This is a genomic window from Pseudophaeobacter sp. A-200-2, from assembly GCF_041008815.1.
Classification (GTDB): domain Bacteria; phylum Pseudomonadota; class Alphaproteobacteria; order Rhodobacterales; family Rhodobacteraceae; genus Phycobacter; species Phycobacter gallaeciensis_A.
In genome coordinates this window covers 153,385-179,580 of sequence record NZ_JAXGFU010000004.1, presented here as the reverse complement: position 1 = coordinate 179,580, position 26,196 = coordinate 153,385, and the positions used below count along the sequence as shown (strand labels likewise).

General features: G+C 62.6%; 26 protein-coding genes. 3 read left to right on the top strand and 23 right to left on the bottom strand.

Annotated features, from left to right (window positions below; all coding sequences use genetic code 11):
* Positions 1–92 precede the first annotated feature (92 nt).
* From SM766_RS08105 to SM766_RS07995, 23 genes are all read right to left on the bottom strand, one after another.
* Entirely contained in the window at positions 93–740 is a 648-nt protein-coding gene (locus SM766_RS08105; protein ID WP_065273163.1) for a protein-L-isoaspartate(D-aspartate) O-methyltransferase, read from the bottom strand.
* Positions 737–1,522 carry a 5'/3'-nucleotidase SurE gene (gene surE, locus SM766_RS08100; protein ID WP_368947464.1) on the bottom strand — a complete coding sequence of 262 codons (786 nt, stop codon included), beginning with the start codon at positions 1,520–1,522 and terminating at the stop codon, positions 737–739. Before surE ends, SM766_RS08105 begins: the two co-directional genes overlap by 4 nt.
* A gap of 362 nt (positions 1,523–1,884) precedes the next feature.
* A complete protein-coding gene (locus tag SM766_RS08095; protein WP_368947463.1) occupies positions 1,885–2,535 on the bottom strand; it encodes an SDR family NAD(P)-dependent oxidoreductase in 651 nt (216 codons plus the stop codon).
* A 54-nt stretch (positions 2,536–2,589) separates the two neighbouring features.
* Positions 2,590–2,856, bottom strand: coding sequence for a hypothetical protein (locus SM766_RS08090; protein WP_065273165.1), 267 nt, complete (start codon positions 2,854–2,856; stop codon positions 2,590–2,592).
* 121 nt (positions 2,857–2,977) lie between these two features.
* Positions 2,978–3,520, bottom strand: a complete 543-nt coding sequence (locus SM766_RS08085; protein WP_274828742.1) for a DUF2199 domain-containing protein — start codon at positions 3,518–3,520, stop codon at positions 2,978–2,980.
* A gap of 148 nt (positions 3,521–3,668) precedes the next feature.
* Positions 3,669–5,126 (bottom strand): amidophosphoribosyltransferase, encoded by a 1,458-nt coding sequence (gene purF, locus SM766_RS08080; RefSeq protein WP_370570395.1) that lies wholly within the window; start codon positions 5,124–5,126, stop codon positions 3,669–3,671.
* Between the two features lie 218 nt (positions 5,127–5,344).
* The gene (locus SM766_RS08075; protein ID WP_368947462.1) at positions 5,345–6,022 is read right to left on the bottom strand and encodes a Hint domain-containing protein; all 678 of its coding nucleotides are present in this window, start codon (positions 6,020–6,022) and stop codon (positions 5,345–5,347) included.
* 399 nt (positions 6,023–6,421) lie between these two features.
* Positions 6,422–6,976 carry a CvpA family protein gene (locus SM766_RS08070; protein WP_065273168.1) on the bottom strand — a complete coding sequence of 185 codons (555 nt, stop codon included), beginning with the start codon at positions 6,974–6,976 and terminating at the stop codon, positions 6,422–6,424.
* Between the two features lie 42 nt (positions 6,977–7,018).
* Positions 7,019–8,386, bottom strand: a complete 1,368-nt coding sequence (radA, locus tag SM766_RS08065) for a DNA repair protein RadA (RefSeq protein ID WP_368947461.1) — start codon at positions 8,384–8,386, stop codon at positions 7,019–7,021.
* A 275-nt stretch (positions 8,387–8,661) separates the two neighbouring features.
* Positions 8,662–9,111, bottom strand: coding sequence for a paraquat-inducible protein A (locus tag SM766_RS08060; RefSeq protein ID WP_368947460.1), 450 nt, complete (start codon positions 9,109–9,111; stop codon positions 8,662–8,664).
* Between the two features lie 198 nt (positions 9,112–9,309).
* Positions 9,310–10,056 (bottom strand): ABC transporter ATP-binding protein, encoded by a 747-nt coding sequence (locus SM766_RS08055; RefSeq protein ID WP_347509983.1) that lies wholly within the window; start codon positions 10,054–10,056, stop codon positions 9,310–9,312.
* Positions 10,053–10,835, bottom strand: coding sequence for an MlaE family ABC transporter permease (locus SM766_RS08050; RefSeq protein WP_065273172.1), 783 nt, complete (start codon positions 10,833–10,835; stop codon positions 10,053–10,055). The genes SM766_RS08055 and SM766_RS08050 overlap by 4 nt, the downstream gene beginning before the upstream one ends.
* Complete coding sequence (gene alr, locus SM766_RS08045; RefSeq protein ID WP_368947459.1) at positions 10,832–11,869, bottom strand: alanine racemase; 1,038 nt, start codon at positions 11,867–11,869, stop codon at positions 10,832–10,834. Before alr ends, SM766_RS08050 begins: the two co-directional genes overlap by 4 nt.
* Before the next feature lie 108 nt (positions 11,870–11,977).
* Entirely contained in the window at positions 11,978–12,427 is a 450-nt protein-coding gene (locus tag SM766_RS08040; protein WP_368947458.1) for a YybH family protein, read from the bottom strand.
* Positions 12,428–12,466: 39 nt separating this feature from the next.
* Positions 12,467–13,993, bottom strand: a complete 1,527-nt coding sequence (locus SM766_RS08035) for a replicative DNA helicase (protein ID WP_065273175.1) — start codon at positions 13,991–13,993, stop codon at positions 12,467–12,469.
* Between the two features lie 254 nt (positions 13,994–14,247).
* Positions 14,248–14,928: an orotate phosphoribosyltransferase gene (locus tag SM766_RS08030; RefSeq protein WP_274836758.1), complete on the bottom strand. Its 681-nt coding sequence runs from the start codon at positions 14,926–14,928 to the stop codon at positions 14,248–14,250.
* A gap of 142 nt (positions 14,929–15,070) precedes the next feature.
* Positions 15,071–16,126 (bottom strand): dihydroorotase, encoded by a 1,056-nt coding sequence (gene pyrC / locus SM766_RS08025; protein ID WP_368947457.1) that lies wholly within the window; start codon positions 16,124–16,126, stop codon positions 15,071–15,073.
* Positions 16,127–16,247: 121 nt separating this feature from the next.
* The gene (locus SM766_RS08020) at positions 16,248–17,204 is read right to left on the bottom strand and encodes a phosphoadenosine phosphosulfate reductase (RefSeq protein WP_274831868.1); all 957 of its coding nucleotides are present in this window, start codon (positions 17,202–17,204) and stop codon (positions 16,248–16,250) included.
* Positions 17,205–17,318: 114 nt separating this feature from the next.
* A complete protein-coding gene (locus SM766_RS08015; RefSeq protein ID WP_368947456.1) occupies positions 17,319–18,461 on the bottom strand; it encodes a glycosyltransferase family 2 protein in 1,143 nt (380 codons plus the stop codon).
* 4 nt (positions 18,462–18,465) lie between these two features.
* Complete coding sequence (locus SM766_RS08010) at positions 18,466–19,155, bottom strand: FkbM family methyltransferase (RefSeq protein WP_368947455.1); 690 nt, start codon at positions 19,153–19,155, stop codon at positions 18,466–18,468.
* Between the two features lie 4 nt (positions 19,156–19,159).
* Entirely contained in the window at positions 19,160–21,505 is a 2,346-nt protein-coding gene (locus SM766_RS08005) for a glycosyltransferase family 2 protein (RefSeq protein ID WP_368947454.1), read from the bottom strand.
* Between the two features lie 2 nt (positions 21,506–21,507).
* On the bottom strand, positions 21,508–22,131 hold the full coding sequence (locus SM766_RS08000; protein ID WP_368947453.1) for a sulfotransferase: 624 nt from the start codon (positions 22,129–22,131) through the stop codon (positions 21,508–21,510).
* Positions 22,128–23,174: a glycosyltransferase family 2 protein gene (locus SM766_RS07995; RefSeq protein WP_368947550.1), complete on the bottom strand. Its 1,047-nt coding sequence runs from the start codon at positions 23,172–23,174 to the stop codon at positions 22,128–22,130. The genes SM766_RS08000 and SM766_RS07995 overlap by 4 nt, the downstream gene beginning before the upstream one ends.
* Positions 23,175–23,505: 331 nt before the next feature.
* On the opposite strand from SM766_RS07995, the gene SM766_RS07990 reads away from it, so the two are divergent.
* The 3 genes from SM766_RS07990 to SM766_RS07980 are packed head-to-tail and all read left to right on the top strand — an operon-like array spanning position 23,506 to position 26,182.
* Positions 23,506–24,414, top strand: a complete 909-nt coding sequence (locus SM766_RS07990; RefSeq protein ID WP_368947452.1) for an AAA family ATPase — start codon at positions 23,506–23,508, stop codon at positions 24,412–24,414.
* Positions 24,414–24,929: a hypothetical protein gene (locus tag SM766_RS07985; RefSeq protein WP_274831874.1), complete on the top strand. Its 516-nt coding sequence runs from the start codon at positions 24,414–24,416 to the stop codon at positions 24,927–24,929. The genes SM766_RS07990 and SM766_RS07985 overlap by 1 nt, the downstream gene beginning before the upstream one ends.
* Positions 24,929–26,182, top strand: coding sequence for a vWA domain-containing protein (locus SM766_RS07980; RefSeq protein WP_368947451.1), 1,254 nt, complete (start codon positions 24,929–24,931; stop codon positions 26,180–26,182). Before SM766_RS07985 ends, SM766_RS07980 begins: the two co-directional genes overlap by 1 nt.
* Positions 26,183–26,196 lie beyond the last annotated feature (14 nt).

Sequence of the window (26,196 nt, the reverse complement as noted above, 5' to 3'; positions counted from 1 at the left end):
GGGCCGCAACGTCGGCGTCTTTTGTTGTTCACTGCGACAGAGCAGGGTCCGGGAAAGGAGGCATTGCCCTGATGCGGTGGCTTTTCCCCTATCTACGTGTCTTTTCCCAGGCCCTCAAGAAGGGGCACGAAGCGAACCGGGCGCAATTCGTCATATTCAAGGCCGGTTTCGGACTTGCGCACCCGGATCAGCGTTTGCACCGTGTCCGACTGGCCCACCGGAACGATCATGATGCCACCGGGTTTCAGTTGCGCCAGCAGCGGGCCGGGCGGATCCTCGGCGGCGGCGGTGACGATGATGCGGTCAAACGGCGCCTGATCCGGCAGACCATGGCTGCCGTCGCCCACCAGCGAGGTGATATTGGGCAGGTGCAGCGCATCAAACAGGGCCCGGGCCTCACGCACCAGCCGGGCGTGGCGGTCGATGGTATAGACCCGGCGCGCCAGTTTCGACAGGATTGCCGCCTGATAACCAGAGCCGGTGCCGACCTCCAAAACCGTGTCGCGCGGCGAAATCTGCGCCGCCTGCGTCATCAGTCCAACAACCGACGGCTGCGAAATCGTCTGGCCGCAGGCGATCGGCAGCGGCATGTCCTCATAGGCGCGTTCGGCAAAGATCCCGCGCACAAAAGGGCCACGGTCGATCTGCTCCATGGCCTCAAGGACCTGACTATCGGTGACCCCGCGGGAGCGGAGCGCAAAAAGGAACTGCATCTTGGTTTCAGGGTCGGGTGCGGTCATTCCAGAACCTTGAGCGCGTGGAGGGCGTCATGGGCGGTCAGGTCCGCGCGCATAGGGGTGACCGAGATATAGCCGTCCAAATTGACCGAAGCATCGGTGTCCGGCGCGGTGTGCACGTGCTGATCACCGCCCTTGATCCAGACGTAGCGCCGCCCGTTCGGCGATTGCTGCTCCTGGGCGGAAAACCGCGTGCCATGGCGCATGCCCTGGGCCACGGCGCGGGCACCCTTGACCGCGGCGGCGGGCACCGGCGGGAAGTTGATGTTGTAAAACAGCCGGTAGCCTTCGGCTGGCTCTTGCGGCGTGGCCTTCAGGATGTCGCGGATCAGCGCGGCGCCATGTTCGGCAGAGGCTTCGAACGGGTTGTTGAGCTGCGCGTTATGCGGCCCGAAATACTGTGACAGCGCCATCGCCGGAATGCCCTGCAGCGCCGCTTCCATGGCGCCGCCAAGGGTGCCGGAATAAAGCGCGTTCTCGGCGGAATTGTTGCCGCGGTTGATCCCCGACAGCACCAGGTCCGGCATCACATCTTCCATTGCCACGTGGACGCCCGCCAGCACGCAGTCGGCAGGGGAGCCTTCGGTGGCAAAGCGGCGCTCGCCCAGCTGGCTCAGCATCGAGGGGCGGGTGTAGCTGATGCAGTGGCCGACGCCGGATTGCTCGAACGCGGGGGCAACGGTCCAGACTTCCCCATCTGGTCCGGCAACCTCATGCGCAATGGCTTCCAGAACCGTCAGCCCCGGAGCGTTGATCCCGTCGTCGTTGGTAACCAGAATGCGCATCACGTTCCCCTGTCTTGGTTTTGATCTGAATAGGACGTGGGGAATGAGGGGGCAAGTCTTTCACGGAAGGCCTGCGCGCGAAGTGAGGAACGGGGCAAAGGCGCCACAGCTTGCCACAGGCTAGGTCAGGTTTCACCAGCACCCGGGATGGCTCCCGCCTGCTTTGGGTCCATCCTGCGAATGCCTCCGCACAGTTGGGCCGGGCAGGCTGACGCCTGCGGGGCAGGAGGAGCGGACGGGATAAGGCGTAACCACGCCGCGGCGCAGGCGCGGCGCCCGGCCCAACGCCGATCCGTATATCTGTGATATGAGAGAGCGGGGGCGGGAGCCGCGATTTGGCTGGTTCCCGCTGATGCTGTCGCTTAGTCGTCGTTCAGGATCAGGGGCAGCAGGCGCGCGGCCTCATCCTGTACTGGTGTCAGCGCCTCGCGATCTTCACCGGGGAAGAAACGTGCGCGCAGGGCGGTGGGCATCGGCTGCGGCTGCAAGATCTCGACCCGCGGACCAGTTTTGACGCTTTCGGCCTGCCAACTGCGTGCCAGCGCCATCTGCGCGGTCTTGGTTGCGCCATAGGCGCCAAAGAATTTCTCGCCACCGCGCGAATCGTCAAAGAATACCGCCCGCCCGGTCTGTCCCAGCAGTGGCGCCACATAGGGGATCAGCACCGAGGTTGCGGTAGCGTTCACCGCAACTGATTTTTCCCAGTCCTTGGGCGCTACAAATGGCGCCGGGCTGAGCGGGGCTGCGTGGATGGCGGTATGCAGCCAAAGGTCCAGCTGGCCCCAACGGTCGTGGATGCCGCGGCAGAGGGTTGCCATGGCCTCGGGGACGGTGATGTCCATCGGCGCCAGCGTGGCGCTGCCGCCCTTGGTCTTGATCCGGTCGTCTAGCTCTTCCAGAGCGCCGGTGGTGCGGGCCACGGCAACGATGTGATGCGTCGGGGCAAGCGCCTCGGCCAGAGCGGCGCCAAGGCCGCGCGATGCGCCGGTGATAAGAGCAAGTTTCTGTGTCATGTCCGCCTTTTGGGCCTGTTGAGGCATCGGGTCAAGGGGCTGATGCGCGGCAGATTAGCTGCCGGGCATGGTCATCTGCACCGTGGTATTGCCGGAGCGGATCAGCAGGCCGCGCTTGTCGATAGCGATGATCTCGGACCGACCGAGGCGCTGCCCGGTGGTCACCTTGCGGGTGCGCCCACCGGGAAACTGCACCAGCGCCGACAGATTGTCTTCGGAGCCGAAAATACCAAGGAGGGCGATGCGGCCCTCGGGGGCCTCTACGTGCTGCGTTGCGGTTGCGGCCACCTGGGCCGGTGTCGATGTACGTGTCTTTGTCATTCGGAGTGTTTGCTTTGCAAGCTTGGTGGAAGTCGTCCGCCCGGATGGCCCAGGCAGCGGGCCAGTCACGGCGGATGGTCGCGTCGTGGTGTCGGGCCGCCCCACGGGGCGGTATCAGGGATCAGGAGTCATAGACGAGAGAGGGCAGGTCGTGGCCATAGGCGTAGAGAAGCTCCAACAGTTCTTCGAGCTGCACGCCAGTCTGCTGCAGCCGGGCCAGGGCGTTGTTGGACTCCGAGACTTGCAGTTCGGGGTATTCGCCTTCAGGGCGCATATGCAGCATGCAGGCCACCGGGGTGCCGCTTTCGGGCGGAATGGCATTGGCAAGCCAGGCCGGGCGGCTGCCCATGCTTTCGGTTTCGCGCATGTCGAACAGGTCGAGATAGGCGTCAAAGTCATCCTCGTTGAGGCTGGCCCATGTGCCCAGCAGGAATTCTGCGCCACGGCTGTCGGCCAGCGGCAGGGCCAGAACGGCGCGCACAAAGCGTAGTTTGCCATAGCGGCAGAAATCCTCGGTCAGCACATCGCCGCGCTCTTCCAGCACCGCGGAGTTGTCCTGTACCACCAGATCATCGGGGCACACGTCTGGCCGGTCGCAACTGAGGCTCAGCAATTGCGCAAAGGTGGCACCGCAACAACGGCACTGGCGCGCAGAGGTCAGCATTCGGGCAAGATGGGCGTCCAAGGAATGGCCTTTCGTGGTCTTCGGGTCGTGGTCTTCGGCTTGTGCCGTCCGGACGGTTGTCCGGAACCATAGGAAAGGGCGCCGATCACACGGATCAGCGCCCTCCCTATATCTGTTCGCGGCTCTCTTACTCTGCTGCGGGCTTCATTTCAAACCCCCGGTCGATCATATCCGACGGGGTGACCGGGTATTCACCCGAGAAGCAGGCGTCGCAGTATTGCGGGCAGGCTTTGTCGCGGCCCTGGAACTGACCGACGGCGCGGTACAGACCATCCAGCGAAATGAACTTGAGACTGTCCACGGCCAGGTGCTCGGCCATCTGTTCCTCGCTCATCGAGGCAGCGAGCAGCTTGTCCCGGTCCGGGGTGTCGACACCGTAGAAACAGGGCCACGCAGTGGGCGGAGAGGCGATGCGGAAGTGCACCTCCTTGGCGCCGGCATCCAGGATCATCTCCTTGATCTTGCGCGATGTTGTGCCGCGCACGACGGAATCGTCCACCAGGATGACCCGCTTGCCCTCGATCAGGGCGCGGTTGACGTTCAGCTTCAGACGCACGCCCATATTGCGGATCTGTTCGGTCGGCTCGATGAAGGTCCGGCCCATGTATTGGTTGCGGATGATCCCCATCGCATAGGGGATCCCCGATTCCAGCGAATAGCCGATTGCCGCCGGTGTGCCGCTGTCAGGCACCGGGCAGACGAGGTCGGCGTCGACCGGGTTTTCCTTGGCAAGTTCCCGCCCAATCGCCTCGCGGGTTTCATAGACCGAGCGGCCACCGAGAATCGAATCGGGGCGCGAGAAGTAGACATGTTCGAAGATGCAGAACTTCGACGGCTGGGGACGGAAGGGGAAGTGGCTTTGCACACCCTCGTCGTTGATCACCACCATCTCACCCGGCTTGATCTCGCGGATGAACTCGGCACCGATGATATCCAGCGCGCAGGTTTCCGAGCTGAGCGCGTAGCCATCACCAATCTTGCCGAGGACCAGCGGGCGCACGCCCAGCGGGTCGCGCACACCAATCAGCTTGGTGCGGGTCATGGCGACGACGGAAAAGGCGCCTTCGACCTTGCGCAGGGCTTCTTCCATGCGGTCGGGGATCGACCGCCCCATGGAGCGCGCCATCAGATGGATGATGCATTCGCTGTCCGAGGAGCTTTGGAAGATCGAGCCACGCTCGATCAACTCGCGGCGCAGGGCGTTGGCATTGGTGATATTGCCGTTGTGGGCAATGGCGGCGCCGCCCATGGCGAATTCGCCAAAGAAGGGCTGCACGTCGCGGATCGCGGTCTGGCCTTTGGAGCCGGCGGTGGAGTAGCGCACGTGGCCGATGGCCAGCGGGCCGGGTACCGTGGCCATCACATCCTGCGAGGTGAAGTTGTCGCGCACATAGCCAAAGCGGCGCACGCTGTTAAAGCCCTCGACAGGATCATGGGAGACGATCCCGCCTGCCTCCTGGCCGCGGTGCTGCAGGGCGTGCAGGCCGAGGGCGACAAAATTGGCGGCGTCCTGAACGCCTACGACGCCAAACACACCGCATTCTTCGCGGAGTTTGTCGTCATCAAAGGGGTGTGCGGGTGGCATCTGCGGCATCGGCAAGGCGTGTGGCTCCGAATCCGGGATTGAGTGATGGCCCTCACATAGTGCCTTAGGCAGCGGATGTCATCAAAGGATCACAATTGAATTCGGCAAAGCTTTATTTGTCGCGCCCGGTTACTGCCCGGATAAAAGGCGAAGTCTGGGGCGACATCCGTGGCAAACCGCAGCATCCTGTGGTCGAAAGCCGGGGTAACACTGGCGCTTTAGGCCGCCAGAGCTGGGGAAAAAATATCGTTGAAGGGCGCGGGAAAGCGTGCGTCTTCGCTGCCCATGCCGGTCAGGGCCAGGGCGCGGCCGTCTTCGCTGGCCAGAACCTGACGCACTTCGCTGAGCGACAGTTCGCAGAAGGCGCCGTCAAGGCCACCGTCACCAGCCAGAACCAGCATGCCGCTTTCGGCCCAGAGCAGTTCTTCTTCGTCGCAGGTGATGTGAATGCGGCCGATGCTTTCCGGCGCTGCGGCCTTGATGCCTTTGTGACCCGACAGGGAGATCAGCTTGGCCGTGATGAGCGGCACACCGAACAGGCGCTCAGCCGCGTCCAGTTCCAGCGCAACGGTCAGATCGGCGGGCAGAAGAAGGTCGGTGTCATTGCCAAGGGCGCCAGCGGGCACATGCATCAGGGTGGTGAGGCGCGGCACCGCGTGGCTCACGTCTTTCACTTCCTGCGCGCCGCCATCATAGGTGTAGATCATGTCGCCGGGCTTGACGTCGCGGGCCTGTACGAAACCACGGTCGGTTTCAACCAGGGTCGAGGGCAGGAAACCGCCGCTGCGGCTCTGCGCCGGGGTGTCCTGCAGGGGGGCGCTCTGGAACATCGGAAAATCCAACAGCATGTCCACCGGCTGGTAGTCAGCGAAAGAGTTGAAATGATCCAGAAACATGTCGTGTCCCTTCTGAGTGATAGTGGCTTTCTGCCTGTCGTTGATCCTATGTGGCCCCCGAATTGGGCCGAAAATGGGGCAAGGGTGCGGCCAATTTAGAATTTGAACGATTTTCTGGGGACAAAACGGCGATTTTGGCTGGAATTGTTAACGATTTACCCGTGTAGAGACAGGTTTTGTTAACTTTTAACCCTTGTCAGCGGGTGAAATTCAAAAACGTGACTGGGGCGTGATTCCAGGCGCCCAGTTCAGACGCGAATCGACGTACAAAACGTGCAACGGCGCGGAGTGAGGGCAAAATGTGCGCGGGGTTGGGGGGTATGATTTTGATATAAAAGCAAAAAGGACGCCCATAGGGCGCCCTTTCATAACCATTCACAGTGCTGCGATGGCCGCGTGTCAGCCTTCGCAAGCGCCGATCAGGGCCTCATACTGCTGAGTGACCCAGCCAAGCGCCTGCTCGGGATTGCGCGCTTCGATCTTACCGATCATGCGTTCGAACACGACAGCAGAGCGGCTTTCGTCAACAATGGTAAAGCTTTGACCGGTCATCACCACATTGTAGAGGAAGAAGGCGATGGCCACCAAAAGGATGCCGCGCAGCACCCCGAAGAAGAAGCCAGCCCCCTGATCCAGCCCGCCAAGCGCGGAGCGTTGTACCAGCGAGGCAAATAGCGGAGTAAAGAAGGCGGCGACAATCAGCGCCAGGGCAAAGACGGCAGCAAAGGCTGCGATGATCGAGAGTTCGCAACTGTCGGCGATGAATTCACCCAGCACCGGGATTTCCGCCATCAGGGGTTCGACCTGCGGCGCAAACATGAAGGCCAGCACGCCCGCGGCAACCCAGCCGGCTATTGCCATCGCTTCGCGTACCAAGCCGCGTGAATAGGCAAGCAATGCCGATACAATGATGACCAGGGCCACGACCCCGTCGATAATGGTGAAACCTTCCATGTCCCTCGCCCGTTAGCCCGCAGTAAAATTCTTTCGGCGACTTTAGCCGGCCCCGAAGAATTCGCCAACAAAACCGGTTAGATCACTGACCTTGCGCTGGGAAAGGCCTTTCACGGATACGGATTTGCCGCCGCCGGGGGCAATGGCTGAGGTGAAACCAAGTTTTTGCGCCTCTTTCAACCGGTTTTCGGTCTGAGGCGCTGGTCTGAGGGCACCAGATAGTGAGATTTCTCCGAATATTGCGGTATCGGCGGGAAGTGGCGTATCCTCGCGGGCACTCAGCAAGGCCGCAGCCACCGCCAGATCGGCAGCAGGCTCTGAGATTTTCATGCCGCCTGCGACGTTCAGATAGACATCAAGCCCGGCAAAGGGAATGCCGCAGCGCGCCTCCAGAACCGCAAGGATCATCGCAAGGCGCGATGAGTCCCAGCCCACCACGGCGCGGCGCGGCTGCGAATGCGGCGATGGGGCGACAAGGGCCTGCAGTTCCACCAGAACCGGCCTGGTGCCTTCGATACCAGCAAAGACGACTGAGCCCGGCGAGGGCTGACCGCGTTCGGAGAGGAACAGGGCCGAGGGGTTGATCACCTCCGAAAGGCCGGCACCGGTCATTTCGAAGACGCCGATCTCATCCGCGGGGCCAAAGCGGTTCTTCACCGCGCGCAGGATGCGGAACTGGTGACCACGCTCGCCTTCGAAATAAAGCACGGTATCGACCATATGTTCGACCACGCGGGGACCGGCAATTTGGCCTTCCTTGGTGACATGGCCAACCATGATGATCGAGATGCCATTGGATTTGGCAAAGGTCGTCAACTCATGCGCGGCGGCGCGCACCTGGCTGACCGAGCCCGGCGCGCTGTCGACGTGGTCGGCCCACATTGTCTGAATGGAATCGATGATGGCGAGCTGCGGACGTTCAGCTTCCAGCGTGGTCAGGATATCGCGCAGGTTGGTTTCGGCGGCGAGCTTTACCGGCGCCTGTGCAAGGCCAAGCCGCTGCGCGCGCATACGTACCTGGGCGCTGGCTTCCTCGCCGCTGACATAGACGGTTTTGACGCCTGCCTCGGCAAAGCGCGCAGCGGCCTGAAGCAGCAGGGTCGACTTGCCGATGCCGGGATCGCCGCCGACCAGAATGGCCGAGGCTGCGACCAGCCCGCCGCCCAGCACCCGGTCGAGTTCGCCAACGCCGGAATGGCTGCGTGGTGGCGGGGTTTCCTCGGTCGCGAGATCGGTGAGCGGGATGGTCCTGCCGCGCCGCATGCCGAGGGATTTCTTGGCCGGGCCGCCGGAGGAGAGGCCCTTGTCCTCGGTTATGGTGTTCCATTCGCCGCAGCCTTCGCAGCGGCCGGACCATTTGGAGAAGCTGGCGCCACAGGCCGAGCAGAAGAAGGAAGATGATTTTGCCATGCGGCTGTTCTGCCTCATGTTCAGGTTTTGTTCAAGCCTGGAAGGCGGTGCTCCCGCCCGTCGCGCGATCCCCTTTGGGGATCCGCTCCGGTTGGGCCGGGCACCGCGGCAGCGGTGCCGTTGGGTAAGGGGGCGCCGCTGTCGCGGCGCGGAAGATTTGCTGGGGAAGCGCTTCAGGGGCAGGTCTGCCCTGAAGGCGCGATTTCGAGTGTGTGAGTGATCAGATCCGCGTCAACGATCTGCGACCTTGCTGCGCAAGGCGGCGCGGGGCGCCGTCATTGACCCGGATCTGATCGGAGGTGGCGTTCGGTGAGGAGGCCGAGTGCGATGGAGGCGAGGATGCAGGCGGAGAACATGTAGAGGCCCCAGCCGGTCTCTATCGTGACATAGCCGATGCCTTTGGCAATGGTGATATAGAGCGCGATGAGGAAGATATCGGCCATCGCGAGCTTCCCCAGGACATGCAGCACCGGCTGGGCGCGGGGATCGAGCAGGTGCCATTGCACCAGCGCAAGGCCGATGGTCTTGAGGTAGGGCGCGAAGATGGCAAAGAAGGTCACCAGCAGCGCCAGTATCACGTCGCTGCCCCAGAGGGATTGCAGGCCGGTGATGACACTGATTTCGGATAGGCCAAACATCGGCAAGAGGCCCGCGCGCATCAGAGGCGCAAACCAGGCGATGGGGTAGAGGATCAAGAGCGAGAGGGTGGTAAGGCGCAGGATCATGTGGGTCCGGTTCGGTGGCTTTGCCTAGATGTGTGCCCTTTGCCGCCGATTTGGAAGGGGAAAGGTGTTGAGCGTTCCCCGGCCGGGGCACCTGTGGCCCGGCCAGCGCCCGACCCTCCCCACGGGAGGGCGCTTATTGCGCCCACCCAAGGGCAGGCGCTGGCCTTGATTGGAGAGAATATCTTTCGGCGGGGATGTTCAGCGCACGGCCTCGATCGGACCCTCGGCGCGGCCGTGGATGAACTGGTCGAGGTAGGGATCGCCGCTGTCATCCATCTGGCCAACGGGGCCGGTCCACTTGATCACCCCGTCATGCAGCATCGCGATATTGTCGGCAATCGCACGCACCGAGGTCATGTCGTGGGTGATGGTCATGGCGGTGGCGCCCATTTCGACCACGATTTCACGGATCAGATCGTTGATGACGCCTGCCATGATGGGATCAAGGCCGGTGGTGGGCTCGTCAAAGAAGATGATCTCGGGCTCGGCGGCGATGGCGCGGGCGAGGCCGACGCGTTTCTGCATGCCGCCCGAGAGTTCGGCCGGCAGGCGGTCGGCGACATCGGGTTTGAGGCCGACGCGGCGCAGTTTCTCGACGGCGATCTCGCGGGCTTCCTCTGCGGGGCGTTTCAGCGCGCCGCGCATCAGGCGGAAGGCGACGTTCTGCCAGACGGGCAGGGAGTCAAACAGCGCACCACCCTGAAACAGCATGCCAAAGCGGGCGAGGAAGGCATCGCGGTCGCCTGCATCCGCCGGTTTGCCATCGACCAGGATGCTGCCGCTGTCGGGGTTGATAAGGCCGAGAACGCATTTCAGCGCCACCGATTTGCCGGTGCCGGAGCCGCCGATGATCACCATTGAGGTGCCTTTGGGAACCTCCAGCGTCATACCGCGCAGAACCTGGTTGGAGCCGAAGGCCTTGTGGACGTTGTCGAGCTTGATCATACCGAGAAGAAGACCCCCGTCAGCAGGAAGTTGGCGGCCAGGATCAGGATGGCAGCAGCCTCGACCGATCCTTTGGTGGCGCTGCCGACGCCCTGGGCGCCGCGGCCCGATTGCATGCCGTAATAGCAGCCCATCAGCGCTGCGATGGTGCCGAAGGCCGCGCCTTTGACCAGCGATGAGACGATGTCGAGCGTTTCCAGGAAATCCACGGTGTTCTTGAGGTAAGCCGCCGCGTTGAAATCGAGATTGTGCACCGCCACCGCGTAACCACCAGCGATACCGATGATGTCGCCGATACCCACCAGCAATGGCACGGTCAGGAAGGCCGCCAGCACGCGGGGGGCAACGAGGTATTGCATCGGATTGGTTGAGAGCGTCACCAGTGCGTCGATCTGCTCGGTCACCTTCATGGTGGCGATCTCCGCCGCGATGGAGGAGGTGACGCGGGCAGCGATCATCAGGCCGACCAACACCGGGCCAAGTTCGCGTACCATGCCGATGGCGACGATCTGGGGCACCACGGCCTCGGCATTGAAGCGCGCGCCACCTGCGTAGATCTGCAGCGCCAGCGCGCCGCCGGTAAAGATCGCGGTGAGCCCCACCACCGGCAGCGACAGCCAGCCGATGTGCAGAAGCGCCTGCAGCGTTTCCTTGCCGTAGAACGGCGGGCGGATCATGTGGCTGAGCGTCGAGAGCCCAAAAAGCGCGACCCGGCCGACAACTGCGAGCATGTGCAGAACCAGGCGACCGATACGGGCAAGAAGGGCGAGCGGGCTCATCCTTGGTAGGTCCGTGCGTAGCGCGCGCCAAGAGAGGTCAGGATCTCATACCCGATGGTACCGGCTGCATCGGCCAGCGCGTCGACGGTCTGCTGCTCGTTCAGAAGGGTCAGAACGGCGGGATCCTCGGACAGATCGGTGACGTCGATGGTGATCAGATCCATGGAAATGCGGCCCACAACGGGGCAGGGCGTGGCTCCGGCGTAGGCCTTGATGTCGCCATCGGTCATCCGGCGCAGCAGACCATCTGCATAGCCCGCCGCGACGGTTGCGATGCGGCATTGGCGCGGCGCGGTCCAGGTGTTGCCATAGCCGACGGTCTCACCGGGCATCAGGTCGCGGATCTGGATGACCGGCAGGTCCAGTTGTACCACGGGCAGCGCATCGCCAAATGGGCGACCGCCGTAAAGACCGATACCGGGGCGGCAGAGATCGAAATGGTAATCACGGCCCAGCAGCATGCCGCCGGTGGCCGACAGGGACCGGGGCACTTCGATACCGTCGGTCATCTCCTGGAAGGCTTTCAATTGCTGCGGGTTCATCGGGTGGTCCGGCTCATCCGCGCAGGCAAGGTGCGACATCAGCAGCACCGGGTTCTGGCCCAGTGCGATATCGCGCACGGCGGCCCATTCGCCAGGCTCCATGCCCAGCCGGTTCATGCCGCTGTCCAGCTGCACACCAAAGGGGTGGCCGGGCAGCGCCTCGAAATGGCGCAGCATCTGATCGAGCGAATTCAGCATCGGCGTCAGCTGGAAGTCGCGCAGGAGTTTTGCATCGCCCTCCATATGACCGGAAAAGACCGAGATCCCCGGACCGGGGCCCAGGGCGCGGCGCAGGGCGACGCCTTCCTCGGCGATGGCCACAAAGAAATTGCGCGCTCCGGCCTTGGCCAGAGCGGTGGCGACGCGGCCTGAATCGAGGCCGTATCCATTTGCCTTGACCACTGCGGCGGTCTCGCAGTTGGTCTTGGTGTTCAGGTTCCGCCAGTTTGTCACCAGCGCATCCAGATTGATTGTCAGTCTTGCCGTGCTCATGCCCCGTTCATGACATGCGCGCCGCAGGGGTCAAGTGGAATTCGCCCTGCTTTGGCCTAGGCGCGGCCTCCTTGGCGTGCTCCCGCCTGTGGCAGGGCATTCAGGCGGTCAGTCGCGGTCTTTTGCCGCTGTCGGCATGGAGGCGTTGGAGTGCCAGAAAATCCGCACACAGGTGGCAAGCCCTTGCTCGTTCAGATCGGCAACCAGGGTGCCGTCCAGCTCCATCCGGGGCAGGGGACCGCCGGGCTGGAGGTCGGGCAGGCCGGTGCCAGTGGATTTTGCCCAGATCTGGAACAATTCCTCGCTGGCGACCTGATAGGTGACGTTCCAGTGGCCGATGCCCCCGGTGGGCGTTTCGGCCAGAACCGAGGGCGTCAGGCATATATCCTGTTGCAGCTTGATCCGATCCCAGTAACGGGCCAGTTCGTCGGGGCCGGTCTGCACCTGAAAGGGCGTGTTCCAATATTGCCCGTCGGGGGTGAATAACGCAGAAAAGCCATCGGAATCCTGCGCCTCCCAGACCCGTTTGTAGGCCTGCATGAAATCATGGATGCGCATTGGATGTCCTCTGGCTGAGCTGTTTTGGGAAAGCCTGCTTTATTCGTAGCCGTCCGGCTGCTGCTGCCAGGATTTGGCGAGGTTGCCAAAGCGGGTGAACTGCGCCTCAAACGACAATTCGACCGTGCCGATGGGACCGTGACGCTGTTTGCCGACGATCACTTCGGCCTTGGCATGCAGGCGCTCCATCGCCTGTTTCCACTCTTCCATCTTGTCCAGCTCGTGATCGCCGGGTTTTTCGCGTTCCTTGTAGTATTCTTCGCGGAACACGAACATCACCACGTCGGCATCCTGTTCGATCGAGCCGGATTCCCGAAGGTCCGACAGTTGCGGGCGTTTATCGTCCCGGCTTTCGACCTGACGAGAGAGCTGCGACAGGGCCACCACCGGAATGTTCAGCTCTTTCGCGATGGCCTTCATCCCCATCGAGATTTCGGCGATTTCGTTCACCCGGTTGTCGGACATGCCGCGGCAAAGCTGCAGGTAGTCGATCACCAGAAGGTCCAGCCCGTGGGTCCGCTTCAGGCGGCGGGCGCGGGCGGCTAGCTGCGAAATCGGCAGGGCGGGCGTGTCGTCGATAAAGAGCGGGCAGCTTTCCAGATCCTTGGCGGCCTGCACGAAGCGGCGGAATTCGCCTTCGGTCATGTCACCCTGACGGATCTTGTGGCTGGAAATCTCGGATGCTTCGGCAAGGATACGCCCCGCCAGCTGTTCGGCGCTCATCTCGAGTGAGAAGAAGCCGACCACGCCGCCATCCACGGCGCCTTCGGTGCCATCGGGTTTCACCCCGCGTTTATAGGCCTTGGCGACGTTGAAGGCGATGTTGGTCGCGAGCGAGGTTTTACCCATCGAGGGGCGGCCTGCAAGGATCAGAAGGTCCGACGGGTGCAACCCGCCCAGCTGTTTGTCGAGATCATCAAGACCGGTGGAAATCCCGGCCATGCCGCCGCCACGCTGATAGGCCTCGTTGGTGACGTTGACCGCCTCGGTCACCGCTTTCAGGAAGGACTTGAAACCGCTTTCGGTCTGGCCCTGTTCGGCCAGCTGATAGAGCGATTGTTCCGCTTCGACGATCTGTTCTTTCGGCTCCGAGGACACATCCACCCGGCGCGCCTTGTCAGAGATCGACTGCCCCAGCGCGATCAGCTCGCGCCGGATTGCCAGATCATAGATCATCTGAGCATAGTCGCGCACAGCGTAGGCCGAGATCGAGGCCCCGGCCAGTTTTGCCAGATAGGCCGGACCGCCCAGCTCCTTCAGCCCTTCATCATCTTCCATGAAGGCCTTCAGCGTCACCGGAGAGGCCAGCGCGTTCTTGGAGATCCGCGCCGCGGCGATTTCATAGATGCGGGTGTGGACCGGGTCGTAGAAATGGGTGGAATTGATGATCGACGCCACGCGGTCGTAGACGTCGTTGTTGGTCAGGATCGCCCCCAGAAGCTGCTGTTCGGCTTCGACCGAATGGGGCAGCTCGTTTGCCTCCATACCGCTGGCCTGTTGCGGGGCATCAGGTTCGGGCATGGGCGCGGGGGGCTGGTCGCCATCAAATGGGGTCAATTCGTTCATCACGGCTCTCTTCGTTCGGTCCGGATAGATAGGTCAATTCGCTGGCCCAAAGCCATCTGGAAATCCCTGTGGGCAACCTGTGGATAGCTGCCCGGTGTCTGGGGATCTTTGCGGCCCCCGCAGGGCGGGACGCTATATCGGGTAGCATGGCACGGATGTACGCCCAAATAAAGTATCCAGCACACTGGGGCTGTTCTGCCGAACTGGCGTGCTGGATCAGGGCTTAAACGGCAGGCCGGGCCTGCCTGCACGTTTTAGGCGGATTTATGCGCATCCTGCCAGGCACGCGGGTCCTTGAGGAACTTCTCCACCTCATCCAGCGTTTCGGTGCTGAAGGCTTCTTGCGCGCGGGCCTCGGCCAGAACATCCCACCAAGTGCAGAGGTAGTGCAGCTCGACCCCGTGATCACCCAGCGTCTTGGTCGTCTCAGGAAAGATGTCGTAGTAGAAGATCACCGCCGTGTGGCCACAGGTGGCGCCGGTTTCGCGGATCGCATCGACAAAGGACAGTTTCGAGCCGCCATCGGTGGTCAGATCCTCGACCAGCAGCACCCGCTCGCCTTCGCTCATCGCGCCTTCGATGCGGGCATTGCGGCCATAACCTTTGGGCTTTTTGCGCACATAGGTCATCGGCAGCGCCATGCGCTCGGCCACCAGCGCAGCAAAGGGAATGCCGGCCGTCTCACCACCCGCGATATTGTCGAAGGCTTCAAAGCCTGCGTTGCGCATCACGGTGACGGTCATGAAATCCATCAGCGTGGAGCGGATCCGCGGGAAGGAGATCAGCTTGCGGCAATCGATATAGCTGGGCGAGGGCAGGCCGGAAGCCAGCGTGTAGGGCGTTTCGGTGTTGAAGTTCACCGCACCGATTTCCAGCAGCATCCGGGCAGAGAGGCGGGCGATTTCTTCGGCAGAGGGGTAGGAGGAGGGGATCATGTGGCAGCTCCGCAAATTGAATGTCTTTCCCCATGCGCAGCCGCAATGCCACGCAGGTTTTCGCGCCCGCCATTGGGGACGGGTCGGGCGCGAACCGGATCGCATGCGGTCCGGGGAATTTTGGCAAGGATCCGCCTCGGGCTCACGCCTGAACCGTCCAATGCACCGGGAAGCCGGGATCGAAGACCGTCACTGGGCCTTCGCCGCTTTCGATCTTTTCCGGGAAGGCGGTGGGGGCGTCCTGTTTGACCAGGGTGATGGTGCTGTCGTTTTCCGGCAGGCGGTAGAAAGCCGGGCCGTTTTTCGAGGCAAAGCCTTCCAGCTTGTCCAGCGCGCCATCCTCTTCGAACACATGGGCGAGCAGCGCCATGGTGTTGGTGGCGGTGAAACAGCCGGCACAGCCGCAGGCGCTTTCCTTGTTGGGGTCGGTATGGGGGGCCGAATCCGTGCCGAGGAAGAACCGAGCATCGCCCGAGGTCGCCGCCGCACGCAGGGCCAGACGGTGTTCTTCGCGCTTGGCCACCGGCAGGCAGTAATAATGCGGTTTGATGCCACCAACCAGGATGTGGTTGCGGTTGATGATCAAGTGATGGGTGGTGATGGTCGCGCCAAGGTCCGCCGCGTTGGCCTTCACATAGTCCACACCGTTGGCGGTGGTGATATGCTCCATCACGACGCGCAGGCCGGGGGTGGCGCGGCGTACCGGATCCAGCACCCGGTCGATGAACACGGCTTCGCGGTCGAAGATGTCGATGTCGCTGTCGGTCACCTCGCCATGCACACAAAGCGGCAAGCCGATTTCGGCCATTTTCTCCAGCACCGGACGCACCTTGTCGAAATCACGCACGCCCGAAGCCGAATTGGTGGTGGCCCCGGCGGGGTAGAGTTTCACCGCCTTGATCAACCCGCTGGCATGGGCCGCGGCCATATCGCCGGGATCTGTGTCCTCGGTCAGATAGAGCGTCATCAGCGGCTCAAAGGACATGTCGCCCGGCAGCGCGGCCAGGATGCGATCGCGATAAGCGGCAGCCTGCGCCCCGGTTACCACCGGCGGCACCAGATTGGGCATGATGATGGCGCGGCCGAAATGGCGCGCTGTCTCCGGCAGCACGGCCTGCAGCATGGCGCCGTCGCGCAGGTGCAGATGCCAGTCATCGGGGCGGGTGAGGGTCAGCGTCTGGAGCGTGGTCTGTGTCATGGCGCCGCGTTAGCACAGGCACGCAGAAAGGGGAAGAAAGAAGCCCGCCACAGGACGATCTGTCACCGGTGCCGAGTGCTGGGCATAACTATTCTATCAGACGGCGAGGGGCGCGTTGGGATCAGCGTTCCGGCGGCAGGGTGAAATCACCCTCGGCGGCGCGTTTGCGCAGGTTCTGCAAGCGTTGCCGGAACCGCGGCGCGCGCAGGCGCGCAGTCACGTTGCGGCACAGCAGGGTCATCAGGTAGGGCCGGTCGCGTTTGTCGAGATGTCCCATGACGTTGCGCAGATAGGCGGTGTTGTTGCGCCGCGCGCGCAGAACGCGTGATAAAGCCAGATCTGTCAGCTTGCCCGAACCAGCCATCGACAGGATCTGATAGAGCACATCCATCTCGATCAACCGCGTCTGCACCGCCTCGCCAAAGTCCGGCAGACGGCGGCGGGTGACATTGCTGCGGGCAAACAGGGCTGCGTGCATGGCATCCAGATGTTCGCGCGGATCATACAGGACAAAGGCATGATCTGCGGCGTCCAGCATATCGGGCGCATAGCCATAGCGGTCGGTGAAAGAGGTGCGGCGCATCTCGATGAAGCGTTCATCCCATTCGGTCATGCGCGGATCCAGCGTCGCCTGCGGCTGGATGGCCACCACGGTTGCGCCGGGGGCCGCTACCGAAAAGGCGCTGGCCGCATAGCCGCAGGGGCCGGCGCCATAGAAGACGACATTGTCGAATTCCTCGAAGAACCCGTCGTCGATCAGCTGGTCGATGAAGCCAAAGACCTGTTCGTCGCGGAACCAGGTGTCGCCATCCGAAATCATGCACAGATGCGACCAGCCAAGGTTGCGGACCAGATCAAAGCCCAAGGGTTGCGCCAGTTCGGACAGGCTCTGGATGCCCTGGATGGTTTCAAAGCTCACAAGGAGCGTGTTGCCCTGATCGATGAAGGCGGCGCAGTGGCGCGCGCCCAGAGGCTGGAACATACCCAGTTCCTCGCTGAGCACAGCAAGCCGCTCTTTCCACTGGGCCGGTTTCAGCCCGGAAAGATCTGTCTCAAGCGCGTCTGAACCGTCCTGCATGCCCATGATCCTCTGCCTCCGGACCTTTGACGGACCGGTAGTTGGGTCTGAAGCTAGGGGCGGAATGCGGCAAAATTGAGAAAAACTCATGCCAGTTTTCCGGCTCTGCGCGAGTCAGTCCGTGCCGCTCTCTTTGGGCGTCTCGGTCTCTGCGTTGGCGCGGTCTGCCGATTGCTCCGGGGGCGCTTGTGGTGCGGGGGCGCTGAGTGCCTGTTCGGCCCGGCGTCCCAATGTTGCGAACCCGGCCAGGGTGCGCGCGGTGACGGCGTTGATCGGGCGCGAGGGCGGGGTCATCAATAGCCGGGCAAAGAGGGCGCGAAACGGTTCCTGCAACATCAGCTCGCGGAACCGGGCGTGTCGCCAGGCCACGGCTTTTTCGTGCAGGCGGGCGAGTTTGCCATCTTCCAGCAGCAGCGCCTGAATGGCGGCGCGCGCCTCGCTGTAGCGGGCAATGGAGGTATCTTCATCAGTGTTGAAGTTGCGTTCGACCCAGTAGTCCACATCGAGCATATGATCCGAATGCACCGCGCGGCCTCGGTCTGCCTTCAGGACAAAGCTTTCCATCGCGCCAAGCGCATAGTGGTTCAGCTGAGCCAGCCGGTGGTTGGGCTGGCCGTAGTCGGAAAACAGGCGTCGGGTCTTGAACTGCGGCCCCAGTTCGCGCCCTTCGCAATCGAACCAGCGGAACTGCTCAAGCGCACTGTCGTCCTCTACCCCGCGCGGGCGGTGCACCCCGGTTTTGCGATAGGTGCCGTCGTTGCGATAAAGCGTCTTGAACATCGCCGCGCGCCAGGGCCAGTGGATCACCTCGGGGGCGCAGCGGGTGAACTGCTCCGTCACCGGCGTGTCCTCATAGCGCAGGGTGTCGCCACTACCGAACAGCCGCCATGTCAGGGTGATGGCGTCGGCCTCGGGCAGCGCTTCCAAGAGGTCGCCCAACTGACCACGGCCCGCGTGGATATTGACGAATTCGTCGATATCCAGCGCCATGATCCAGTCGGCTTTTTTCACCAGCCGGTGCCGGTCCGCCAGCTTCAGGGCGCTGAACTGGATGCCACCCTTGCCGTAGGGGCCGTCGTTGCGCACATGGGTCAGGTGGCCAAGGTCATCGAGCCGGTCCAGCATCCTGTCGGTGCCGTCCTGGCAGTCGTTTGAAAAGACAAGGAAATCGGTGAACCCCACGGCGCGGTGATGGGCCAGCCATTCCAGCAGAAAGGCACCTTCGTTTCGCAGGGTCAGGATGGCCAGATACCGCATGGTCCTACCAGTCGGACCGGAACACGGCGACCTTGCCATGCGACCAGCGCGGGAAGAATACCAGACCGGCGGCATCAAGGCATTGAAAGACCTTGCGGATGCCTGCCTTGCCGATCCATTGCGGATGGGTTTCGATCAGCACCGCACGCAGCGAGGACAGGTCCATCTTGGGCAACAGCTCTGCCTCGGCGCCCTCGATATCGCAGATCAGCACGCTGGGCTTCAGCTCTGCCATCACCCGGTTCATGTCGCGCATCGGCACTTCGACCTGCTGAACGTCAGGGCCATCCTCGGCCATTGGTGTCAGGGAAGAGGCAAGGAAGTTGGGCCGCACATAAAAGGGCGCGGTGCCGTCGCTGTCGCTGAGCACTGCATGGGTCACCTTGGCGTTCTGGACGCCATTGAGAGCATGCACCCGGTGGATATAGGGCAAGAGCTGCGGGTTTGCCTCGAACGAATGCACGGATTGCGCCGGGGTCTGGGTGGCGACCAGCGTCGACATGAAACCGATGCCGCCGCCGAGTTCCATCACCACATCCCCGGCGCGGATCAGCTTTCTGGCGGCCACGGCCTCCTTTGCCTCATAGGCGCCGGTGCGCAGCAGTTTGCGCACGCGCGGTGGCAGCACCGCCTTGTCCAGCGGGAACTTCATATCCAGACAGGTCAGAACCGGGTCGGTGGCTGCGGCGGTCATGTCTTCAGCTCTCCATATCCAGCGCAAGCGCATATGCAACGCGTTCGGTTGCGGTCAGTTTTACGTCCAGTGCCTGCCGGTAAAGGGTTTCGAATTCCTCCATCCCATGCAGTTCCTCGGCCTTGGCGCGATGCCAGTCGAGGCCTTTTTCGTGCCACTGGCGCAGGGTCGTATCCTCCATCAGCCTATCATATTCGGCGCGCAGGCGCGGAAGATTGCGCTGGATGGTGACGTCCGTGTGGTCGTTCCAGTCCATGCGGATCCAGTAGTTGAGGCCGATGGAGCGGTCCACATGCAGGGCACGTCCGCGCTGGCGTTTTACCAGAAAACTTTCGGCCGAGCGCAGCGCGTAGTGGTTGAGCTGCAGCAGATCGTAACCGATGGAGCGGCGCGAGTTGCGCCATCCGTTGTCGAGTACATCCTGCGTCATGTCGCGGCCCGATCCGTTGACCCAGCGGACCTGATCGCGGAACCCGTCCTGCAGCTTGTTGGGGCGGTGGCAGCTGATCTTCTGGTAGGCGCCGGTGTTTTTGAACATCGTTTTGAAACCCCAGACCGTGTGCGGCTTGGGGCAGTATTTCGGCGCGCAGGCATCAAACTGGCCGATGACAAATTCGTCCGACAGCCGTGTCACATCGTTATGGCCAAACAGGCGCCAGGTCATCGCCACATTGGTGGCATCCGGCACCCGGTCAAAGAAATCCTGCAGGGTGCCGTTGCCACAGCGCACGTTGATGAATTCATCAACGTCGATATGGACGATCCAATCGGCCTGGGTGATCACCGGTTCCTGCAGCGATTGGTTCAGTGCGTGTTGCTGCGGAGACTTGCCGCGCCAGTCGTCGTTGTTGCGGTGCTGCAGGATGCCCTTCTCCTGCAACCGGTCGAGGATCTCGGTGGTGCCGTCTTCGCAGCCATTGGTGTAGATCAGGAAGTTGTCCACACCGATGGCGCGATGAAAGGCGATCCATTCCAGGATATAAGGCGCCTCGTTCTTCATGCAGCCGACGATCACATTGCCGCTGCTGCCCGCAGGCAGGGCGCGGCGTGGCACCTCCGCATAGGGGGCGGCACGCGCGGTTTCATCCAGCGCGCCGATATTGTCATGCGGCCGGAAGGGCGAGGTTTGCAGCATTTCGAAGTTTTTTAACGCCAGCGGGGTCATCACCTTGCGGGCCTGCGCGGTGGGTTCCGTGGTGGCTGGGTCCGGCTTGGCCTCTTCCGCTGGTCGGGAGGCGCGGGTTGCGGCCTCAATCTGCGACATGAAGCGCAGCAGGTATTGCGAGGCGCGAAAGCCCATTTCCGGGTCTGCCTCCTGCCACTCTGCGCCGGAATGGTCTTGGACACCGGCCTGGGTGGCGAAGCTGGCTGCAGACAATCCGGGGTGCTGCTCGGCAAGGGCCTGATTGGCGGCGGCAAAACGGGCCGAGATGCAGGGCAGATGCGCCGGGTCCATCGGGGCGCCGTCGATCTGCAGCTCATTCAGGAAACCGCGCCACATTTTCGGCGGTACGATCCTGCCCTGATGCAGGGTGATGTGTTGCAGCAGACTATTGAGCCTCCGTGCCCGCGTCAGCCAGGGCGCAGCGGGCATTGCGGGTGGCGTGGCGGCCCCGCAACGACCAATTTGATCGCTGATGCCAATGGCGGCGCGAATCTCTTTGGTGGCCTCCGGCCCGTAAAGCAGGGCCTCGTCGTAAGAGCGGAAGATCATGGACCCGGCGCCGAAAACACTCTCCCAATGCTGTTGCAGGGCCGGATAATCGAGCCAGAAAGGCGCGCCTTCGGTCTCTTCAAACTGGTTTTCCTGCGGTCTGATCTGCGGCTGATGCGCGAGGCAGGCTTGCCACCAGTCCGGTTGATCGGCCAGCGCCAGTTCGCGTTCCAGCGGGGCAGCCCGTCCGTTCAGTACCTGCGCGCCATAGCTGCGCGCCAGCAGGCGGGCGGGATCATCCAGATGCGCCACGAGGCTGATATCGCCGGATAGCGGGGTCAGCATATCCTTCAGCCGCATCAGCTCGCTGCGCCGGTGCAGCCTGCCGCCCAGTTGCGAGGCCGAGAGGATCAGAATGTCCGGCTGCGCCTCATTGACCTCACGGATCAGATCGGCGCTCAGCTTGTCGCGCAACAGCGCCTGCCGCTCGGGATCGGCAAGGCCGCGGGCATGGCGCAGCGGGTCCACGTGTTCCGGATCGGTCACTGCCATGAACAGGCGCGTGTGATTGCTGCCGCCGGGAGAGGTGGGAAACAACACGCCCTTGCTGCGCAGCTGGTCCCGCTTGTGGGCCAGAACCTTTTGCAGCCGCTCGGCGCCTGTATGCTCGAGCCCGATATGAAGAACGATGCGCATGGTCAGGAACGTGCCTTCCGGTTGACGTTGGCCTGGCCCCACCAGGGCAGATCGCGCCCAAGGAACGCGCCCACCCGCGCCTGTGCATCGGCATCCGCGACGTTGATCTCAAGATAATCGGGATCCTCGCGGAACCAGTGTTTCAGCGCCTCGTAATGACCGTCGATCCAGATCATCTGCTGTTCGGGGGTCTTGCCGTATCCGATCGGCAGGCCTGGCACCGTGTTGGCGGGCAGCCGGGCGGTGCCGAGGTTGTTCCAGGCCATGATCGATTTGGAATGACTGGCCGCATCGCGCCGGGTGGCGATGAATTTGAGCCCCGGGTTGAGATCCTTCAGCACCTTCAGCAGGGCAAAATCGAACTGCGGCCAAACCGAGAATTTGCCGTGGATAAAGCTCACCTCTGACAGCGCATCAAAACCATCCAGATAGGCCATGGGATCGCCGCGCTCATATAGCCCTTTGTAAAGGAGGCTGCCGACGAAAATCCGCCGCTTGCCGGGTTTGTCTTCCTCGCGGTCGCGCAGGCGGTGATCGGCCACGGAATAGCCCGCCTGCGACAGCGCCTTGCCCAGCGTGGTGGTGCCCGACTTCGGCAGGCCGAGGTTGATGACCTTGAGGCTCATTGCGCCGCCTCTTTGGTCCAGAGGCCAAGATCGCGCAGCAGCGCCTCTTCCTGCGGCGGCAGGGCGGGGGCGGCGCGCAGTTGATCGCGCATCGCCTGATAGCTGGGCTGGGCCAGCAGCTCATCGCGTCTCGCACCGTGCAGGCGCACTGCCGCCTCGTGCAGGGCGGCGATCTCGGGGTCGGATTTCAGATCGGCAAGCGCCGCCTCCATCGCCGGGAGATGGCGTTGGATCGACAGGTCCTCATAGGCGGGGTCATTGCGTTCGCGCCAATAGGTATCGTCAAAGGCGCGATTTTCCCGGTTCACATCGCCGCGGTCATTCTTCACCAGATAGCTGTCGAGCGAGCGCAGCGCGTAGTGGTTCAGCGTCGCAAGGCTGCGGGCGCCTTTGGCCGGGAGTTTGCGGATATGATCGCGGTTTGCAGCCATCAGGAACCGGAAGGGCACCCGGCGGCCGCCACCATCGGTCCAGACGGGCCGCTTGTCCTTGGCCAAAGCCTTGCGGAAGAACGGGCGATGCGCGCCATAGTATTGCAGCGGAAAATCGCGGCGTACCAGCGTCTTGACCTCGATTGAACCATCGGCGCAGCAGATATCCGGGTTGTGCGAGCGGGTGAACTGGGCGATCACCGGCGCGTCCTCAAAGGCCTCGACCCCGTCGTTGGCAAAGAACTGGAAGCTGAGCGAAATCGCCTGGGGATTGCCACAGGCCGCGATCAGATCGGGGATTGTGTGATCGCCCGTATGGATATTCAGGAACTCATCCACATCAGCCACCCAGACCCAGTCGGCATCCGCCACGATGGGCTGCTGGCGCGCGTGTTTCAGCGCCTCCATCTGGTAATTGCGCCCCTCGGCCGGGTTGGGCAGATGCTGCACCAGCCCCCGCGCCGCCAGCGCATCCAGCAGGTCATCGGTGCCATCGCTGCAATCGTTGGAATAGAACAGGAAATCCGTGACCCCGATCAGCCGGTTGTAGGCGATCCATTCCAACAGGAACGGGCCTTCGTTCTTGACGCAGGTGACGGCGGTGATGCGCATCATGCATCCCCTTTGGCGTCCCGGCGCGAAGTGCCGGGCTGTGTTGATCCGTGGCGCATCATTCGATCTGTTGCCTTGCCGCCTGCATCTTGCCTCTCGTTACAGCACATCGTCGTCACACATGGATCGGGTGCAGCCGGGGCTATCGTCATTGCCAAAATCCATGGCAGGGCGGGCGCCCTGCGTCAATCATTGCAGGGTGTATAGCCGTTAACCCTTGTCGAAGTGTTGCCCAACAAACGAAATCAACAATCCGAAAACGGGGGCAGACCAGCCTTGACCGCGCGCTGGGCGCATGGCCTCTTGGTGCGACCAAGCGGGGAGGCAAGGCATGAAAGAGGCGCAATCCATCGATCAGGTGCAACAGATGTTGGGCGAGCAGGGCTATGTCTGCGGCCGGGCGCTTGCTACCGTGGTTTTCCTGTCGCTGCGTCTGGGCCGCCCCTTGTTCCTGGAAGGTGAGGCTGGCGTCGGCAAGACCGAGATCGCCAAGGCGCTGTCGGCGGCGCTGGGCCGTCGTCTGATCCGGCTGCAATGCTACGAGGGGCTTGATGCCTCCAGCGCGGTTTATGAATGGAATTTTGCCGCGCAGATGGTGGCGATCCGCACCGCCGAGGCTGCCGGAGGCGCTGACCGCGCGGCGCTGCAGAGCGAGCTGTTCTCTGATGAGTTTCTGATCGAACGGCCACTCTTGGAGGCGATGCGCCCCGATGAGAATGGCGCGCCCGTTCTGCTGATCGACGAACTGGACCGCACCGATGAGCCCTTCGAGGCGTTCCTTCTCGAGGCGCTCAGCGATTTTCAGGTGACCATTCCGGAACTTGGCACCATCAAGGCGCCCGAGCCGCCCATCGTGATCCTGACCTCCAACCGCACGCGTGAGGTGCACGACGCGCTGAAACGGCGCTGCCTGTATCACTGGGTCGATTACCCCGATTTCACCCGCGAGGTCGAAATCCTGCGGGCCCGCGCGCCGGAAGCCTCTGAAAAACTCAGCCGCGAAGTGGTCGCCTTTGTCCAGGCGCTGCGGACCGAGGATCTGTTCAAGAAACCCGGCGTGGCCGAAACTATCGACTGGGCCAATTGCCTGCTTGCGCTCGACGTGATCGACCTCTCCCCCGAGGTGATCGCCGATACATTGGGCGCGATCCTGAAATACCAGGACGACATCGCGCAATTGCAGGGCTCCGAAGCGAAACGCATCCTCGACAAGGCCAAGCAGACACTGGAGGAGGCCTGATGCACTATGCTGGTGCGCCCCTTGTCAGCAAAGCAACGGCAACGTCTGGCCGGGCGTGCTTATCACTCGCGGTCGTGGTGGTACTGACGACCCATCTGGAAATTGACACCAGCAGTCTGGAGTTCTTGGGGATTTCCTTTTCTGAGAGCCAGTTGTCTTCGGGAACCTTCTGGGTGCAGCTCATTTTGATCTTCTCTCTGACACTGAATTGGATTGGGGATCTGATTTCTTTGGCCAAGTGGAACTCGTCCATGACCAGCAAGGGAGTAGCAACACTTTTTGGCGGAGGTGGAACGATGAAAGGGCGTCTTGAATTCGTGATAGAGCACCTTGAGCGCGCGATTGATCCTGAAAATGAAATAGAAAAAGGAAATCTCTCCTACGTGAAAAGGCAGCTAGAAGAAATTAACTGTAGCCTTTGGTGGCATGAGAAATATGCCATTCTCTACGTGGTGGGTCTACATTTTCTACTTCCCGTCTCAATTTCACTCTGGGCTATTTGCGAACTGATCTGATGGTTGAACTGCCTGAGCTTTCCCTGCCGGACGATCCGAAACTCGTCCAGAACATCACCCATTTCGCCCGCGCTCTGCGCAAGGCGGGGCTGCCCATCGGGCCGGGCCGGGTGGTGGACGCGGTTGAGGCGGTAGCGGCAGCGGGTTTTACCAGTCGGCAGGATTTCTACTGGGCGCTGCACGCCTGTTTCGTGACCCGCCCCGAACACAGGGCGGTGTTTGCGCAGATCTTTCGTCTTTATTGGCGCGATCCGCGGTTTCTGGAGCATATGATGGCGGCGATGCTGCCTGCGGTGCGCGGCGTGCAGGAAGAGCGCGCCGCCAAACCCGGTGAAAAACGCGCCGCCGAGGCGCTGCTGGATGGCGCCAACGATCAGATCGATGTGCCAGAGGGGCAAGAGGACGAGGGCACCGAGTTCGAGATCGACGCGACGCTGACCATGTCCTCGGAGGAGCGCCTGCGGTCCTTGGATTTCGAGCAGATGAGCACCGAGGAAGTCGCCCGCGCCAAACGCATCCTTGCGCAGATGCGCCTGCCGGTGCAGCCGATCCAGTCGCGCCGCCTGATGGCCGCTCCGCATGGGCAGCGTGCCGACTGGCGGCGCACCCTGCGCGATGCGGCCCGCCGGGGTGGCGATCTGCAGGAGATCGCCCGCGCGAAACGGCGCATCCGCTGGCCCAATCTGGTGGTGATCTGCGATATCTCCGGCTCCATGAGCCAGTACAGCCGCATCGTGCTGCATTTTCTGCATTCGGTCGCCAATCAAAAGGGCGCGGGCTGGGCCAAGGTGCATGGTTTTACCTTTGGCACGCGGCTCACCAATATCACCCGACATCTGGCCACGCGCGATGTGGACGCGGCCTTGGCCGCAGCGGGCGCCGAGGCGCAGGACTGGGAGGGCGGCACCCGGATTGGATCCTGCCTGCATGAATTCAACCGCGACTGGTCGCGCCGGGTGATGGGGCAGGGGGCGGTGGTGCTGCTGATCACTGACGGGCTGGACCGGGACGACCCGGACCAACTGGCCAGGGAGATGCAGCGCCTGCACCTGTCATCGCGGCGGCTGATCTGGCTGAACCCGCTCTTGCGCTGGGAAGGCTTCGCCCCCAAAGCACAAGGTATCCGCTCCATGCTGCCCCATGTGGACAGTCTTCGGGCCGGCCACTCCATTGCCTCGCTCGAAGATTTGGCGCAGGTGATTTCCCGCCCCGAGGACCAGGGCGAAAAGGCGCGGCTGATGGCGCTTCTCTGATGAATTCCGAAAGT

Coding starts and splice junctions, on each gene's coding strand:
- SM766_RS08105 (WP_065273163.1), bottom strand. CDS start 740: ATGACCGCACCCGACCCTGAAACCAAGATGCAGTTCCTTTTTGCGCTC.
- surE (WP_368947464.1), bottom strand. CDS start 1,522: ATGCGCATTCTGGTTACCAACGACGACGGGATCAACGCTCCGGGGCTG.
- SM766_RS08095 (WP_368947463.1), bottom strand. CDS start 2,535: ATGACACAGAAACTTGCTCTTATCACCGGCGCATCGCGCGGCCTTGGC.
- SM766_RS08090 (WP_065273165.1), bottom strand. CDS start 2,856: ATGACAAAGACACGTACATCGACACCGGCCCAGGTGGCCGCAACCGCA.
- SM766_RS08085 (WP_274828742.1), bottom strand. CDS start 3,520: ATGCTGACCTCTGCGCGCCAGTGCCGTTGTTGCGGTGCCACCTTTGCG.
- purF (WP_370570395.1), bottom strand. CDS start 5,126: ATGCCACCCGCACACCCCTTTGATGACGACAAACTCCGCGAAGAATGC.
- SM766_RS08075 (WP_368947462.1), bottom strand. CDS start 6,022: ATGTTTCTGGATCATTTCAACTCTTTCGCTGACTACCAGCCGGTGGAC.
- SM766_RS08070 (WP_065273168.1), bottom strand. CDS start 6,976: ATGGAAGGTTTCACCATTATCGACGGGGTCGTGGCCCTGGTCATCATT.
- radA (WP_368947461.1), bottom strand. CDS start 8,386: ATGGCAAAATCATCTTCCTTCTTCTGCTCGGCCTGTGGCGCCAGCTTC.
- SM766_RS08060 (WP_368947460.1), bottom strand. CDS start 9,111: ATGATCCTGCGCCTTACCACCCTCTCGCTCTTGATCCTCTACCCCATC.
- SM766_RS08055 (WP_347509983.1), bottom strand. CDS start 10,056: ATGATCAAGCTCGACAACGTCCACAAGGCCTTCGGCTCCAACCAGGTT.
- SM766_RS08050 (WP_065273172.1), bottom strand. CDS start 10,835: ATGAGCCCGCTCGCCCTTCTTGCCCGTATCGGTCGCCTGGTTCTGCAC.
- alr (WP_368947459.1), bottom strand. CDS start 11,869: ATGAGCACGGCAAGACTGACAATCAATCTGGATGCGCTGGTGACAAAC.
- SM766_RS08040 (WP_368947458.1), bottom strand. CDS start 12,427: ATGCGCATCCATGATTTCATGCAGGCCTACAAACGGGTCTGGGAGGCG.
- SM766_RS08035 (WP_065273175.1), bottom strand. CDS start 13,993: ATGAACGAATTGACCCCATTTGATGGCGACCAGCCCCCCGCGCCCATG.
- SM766_RS08030 (WP_274836758.1), bottom strand. CDS start 14,928: ATGATCCCCTCCTCCTACCCCTCTGCCGAAGAAATCGCCCGCCTCTCT.
- pyrC (WP_368947457.1), bottom strand. CDS start 16,126: ATGACACAGACCACGCTCCAGACGCTGACCCTCACCCGCCCCGATGAC.
- SM766_RS08020 (WP_274831868.1), bottom strand. CDS start 17,204: ATGCAGGACGGTTCAGACGCGCTTGAGACAGATCTTTCCGGGCTGAAA.
- SM766_RS08015 (WP_368947456.1), bottom strand. CDS start 18,461: ATGCGGTATCTGGCCATCCTGACCCTGCGAAACGAAGGTGCCTTTCTG.
- SM766_RS08010 (WP_368947455.1), bottom strand. CDS start 19,155: ATGACCGCCGCAGCCACCGACCCGGTTCTGACCTGTCTGGATATGAAG.
- SM766_RS08005 (WP_368947454.1), bottom strand. CDS start 21,505: ATGCGCATCGTTCTTCATATCGGGCTCGAGCATACAGGCGCCGAGCGG.
- SM766_RS08000 (WP_368947453.1), bottom strand. CDS start 22,131: ATGAGCCTCAAGGTCATCAACCTCGGCCTGCCGAAGTCGGGCACCACC.
- SM766_RS07995 (WP_368947550.1), bottom strand. CDS start 23,174: ATGCGCATCACCGCCGTCACCTGCGTCAAGAACGAAGGCCCGTTCCTG.
- SM766_RS07990 (WP_368947452.1), top strand. CDS start 23,506: ATGAAAGAGGCGCAATCCATCGATCAGGTGCAACAGATGTTGGGCGAG.
- SM766_RS07985 (WP_274831874.1), top strand. CDS start 24,414: ATGCACTATGCTGGTGCGCCCCTTGTCAGCAAAGCAACGGCAACGTCT.
- SM766_RS07980 (WP_368947451.1), top strand. CDS start 24,929: ATGGTTGAACTGCCTGAGCTTTCCCTGCCGGACGATCCGAAACTCGTC.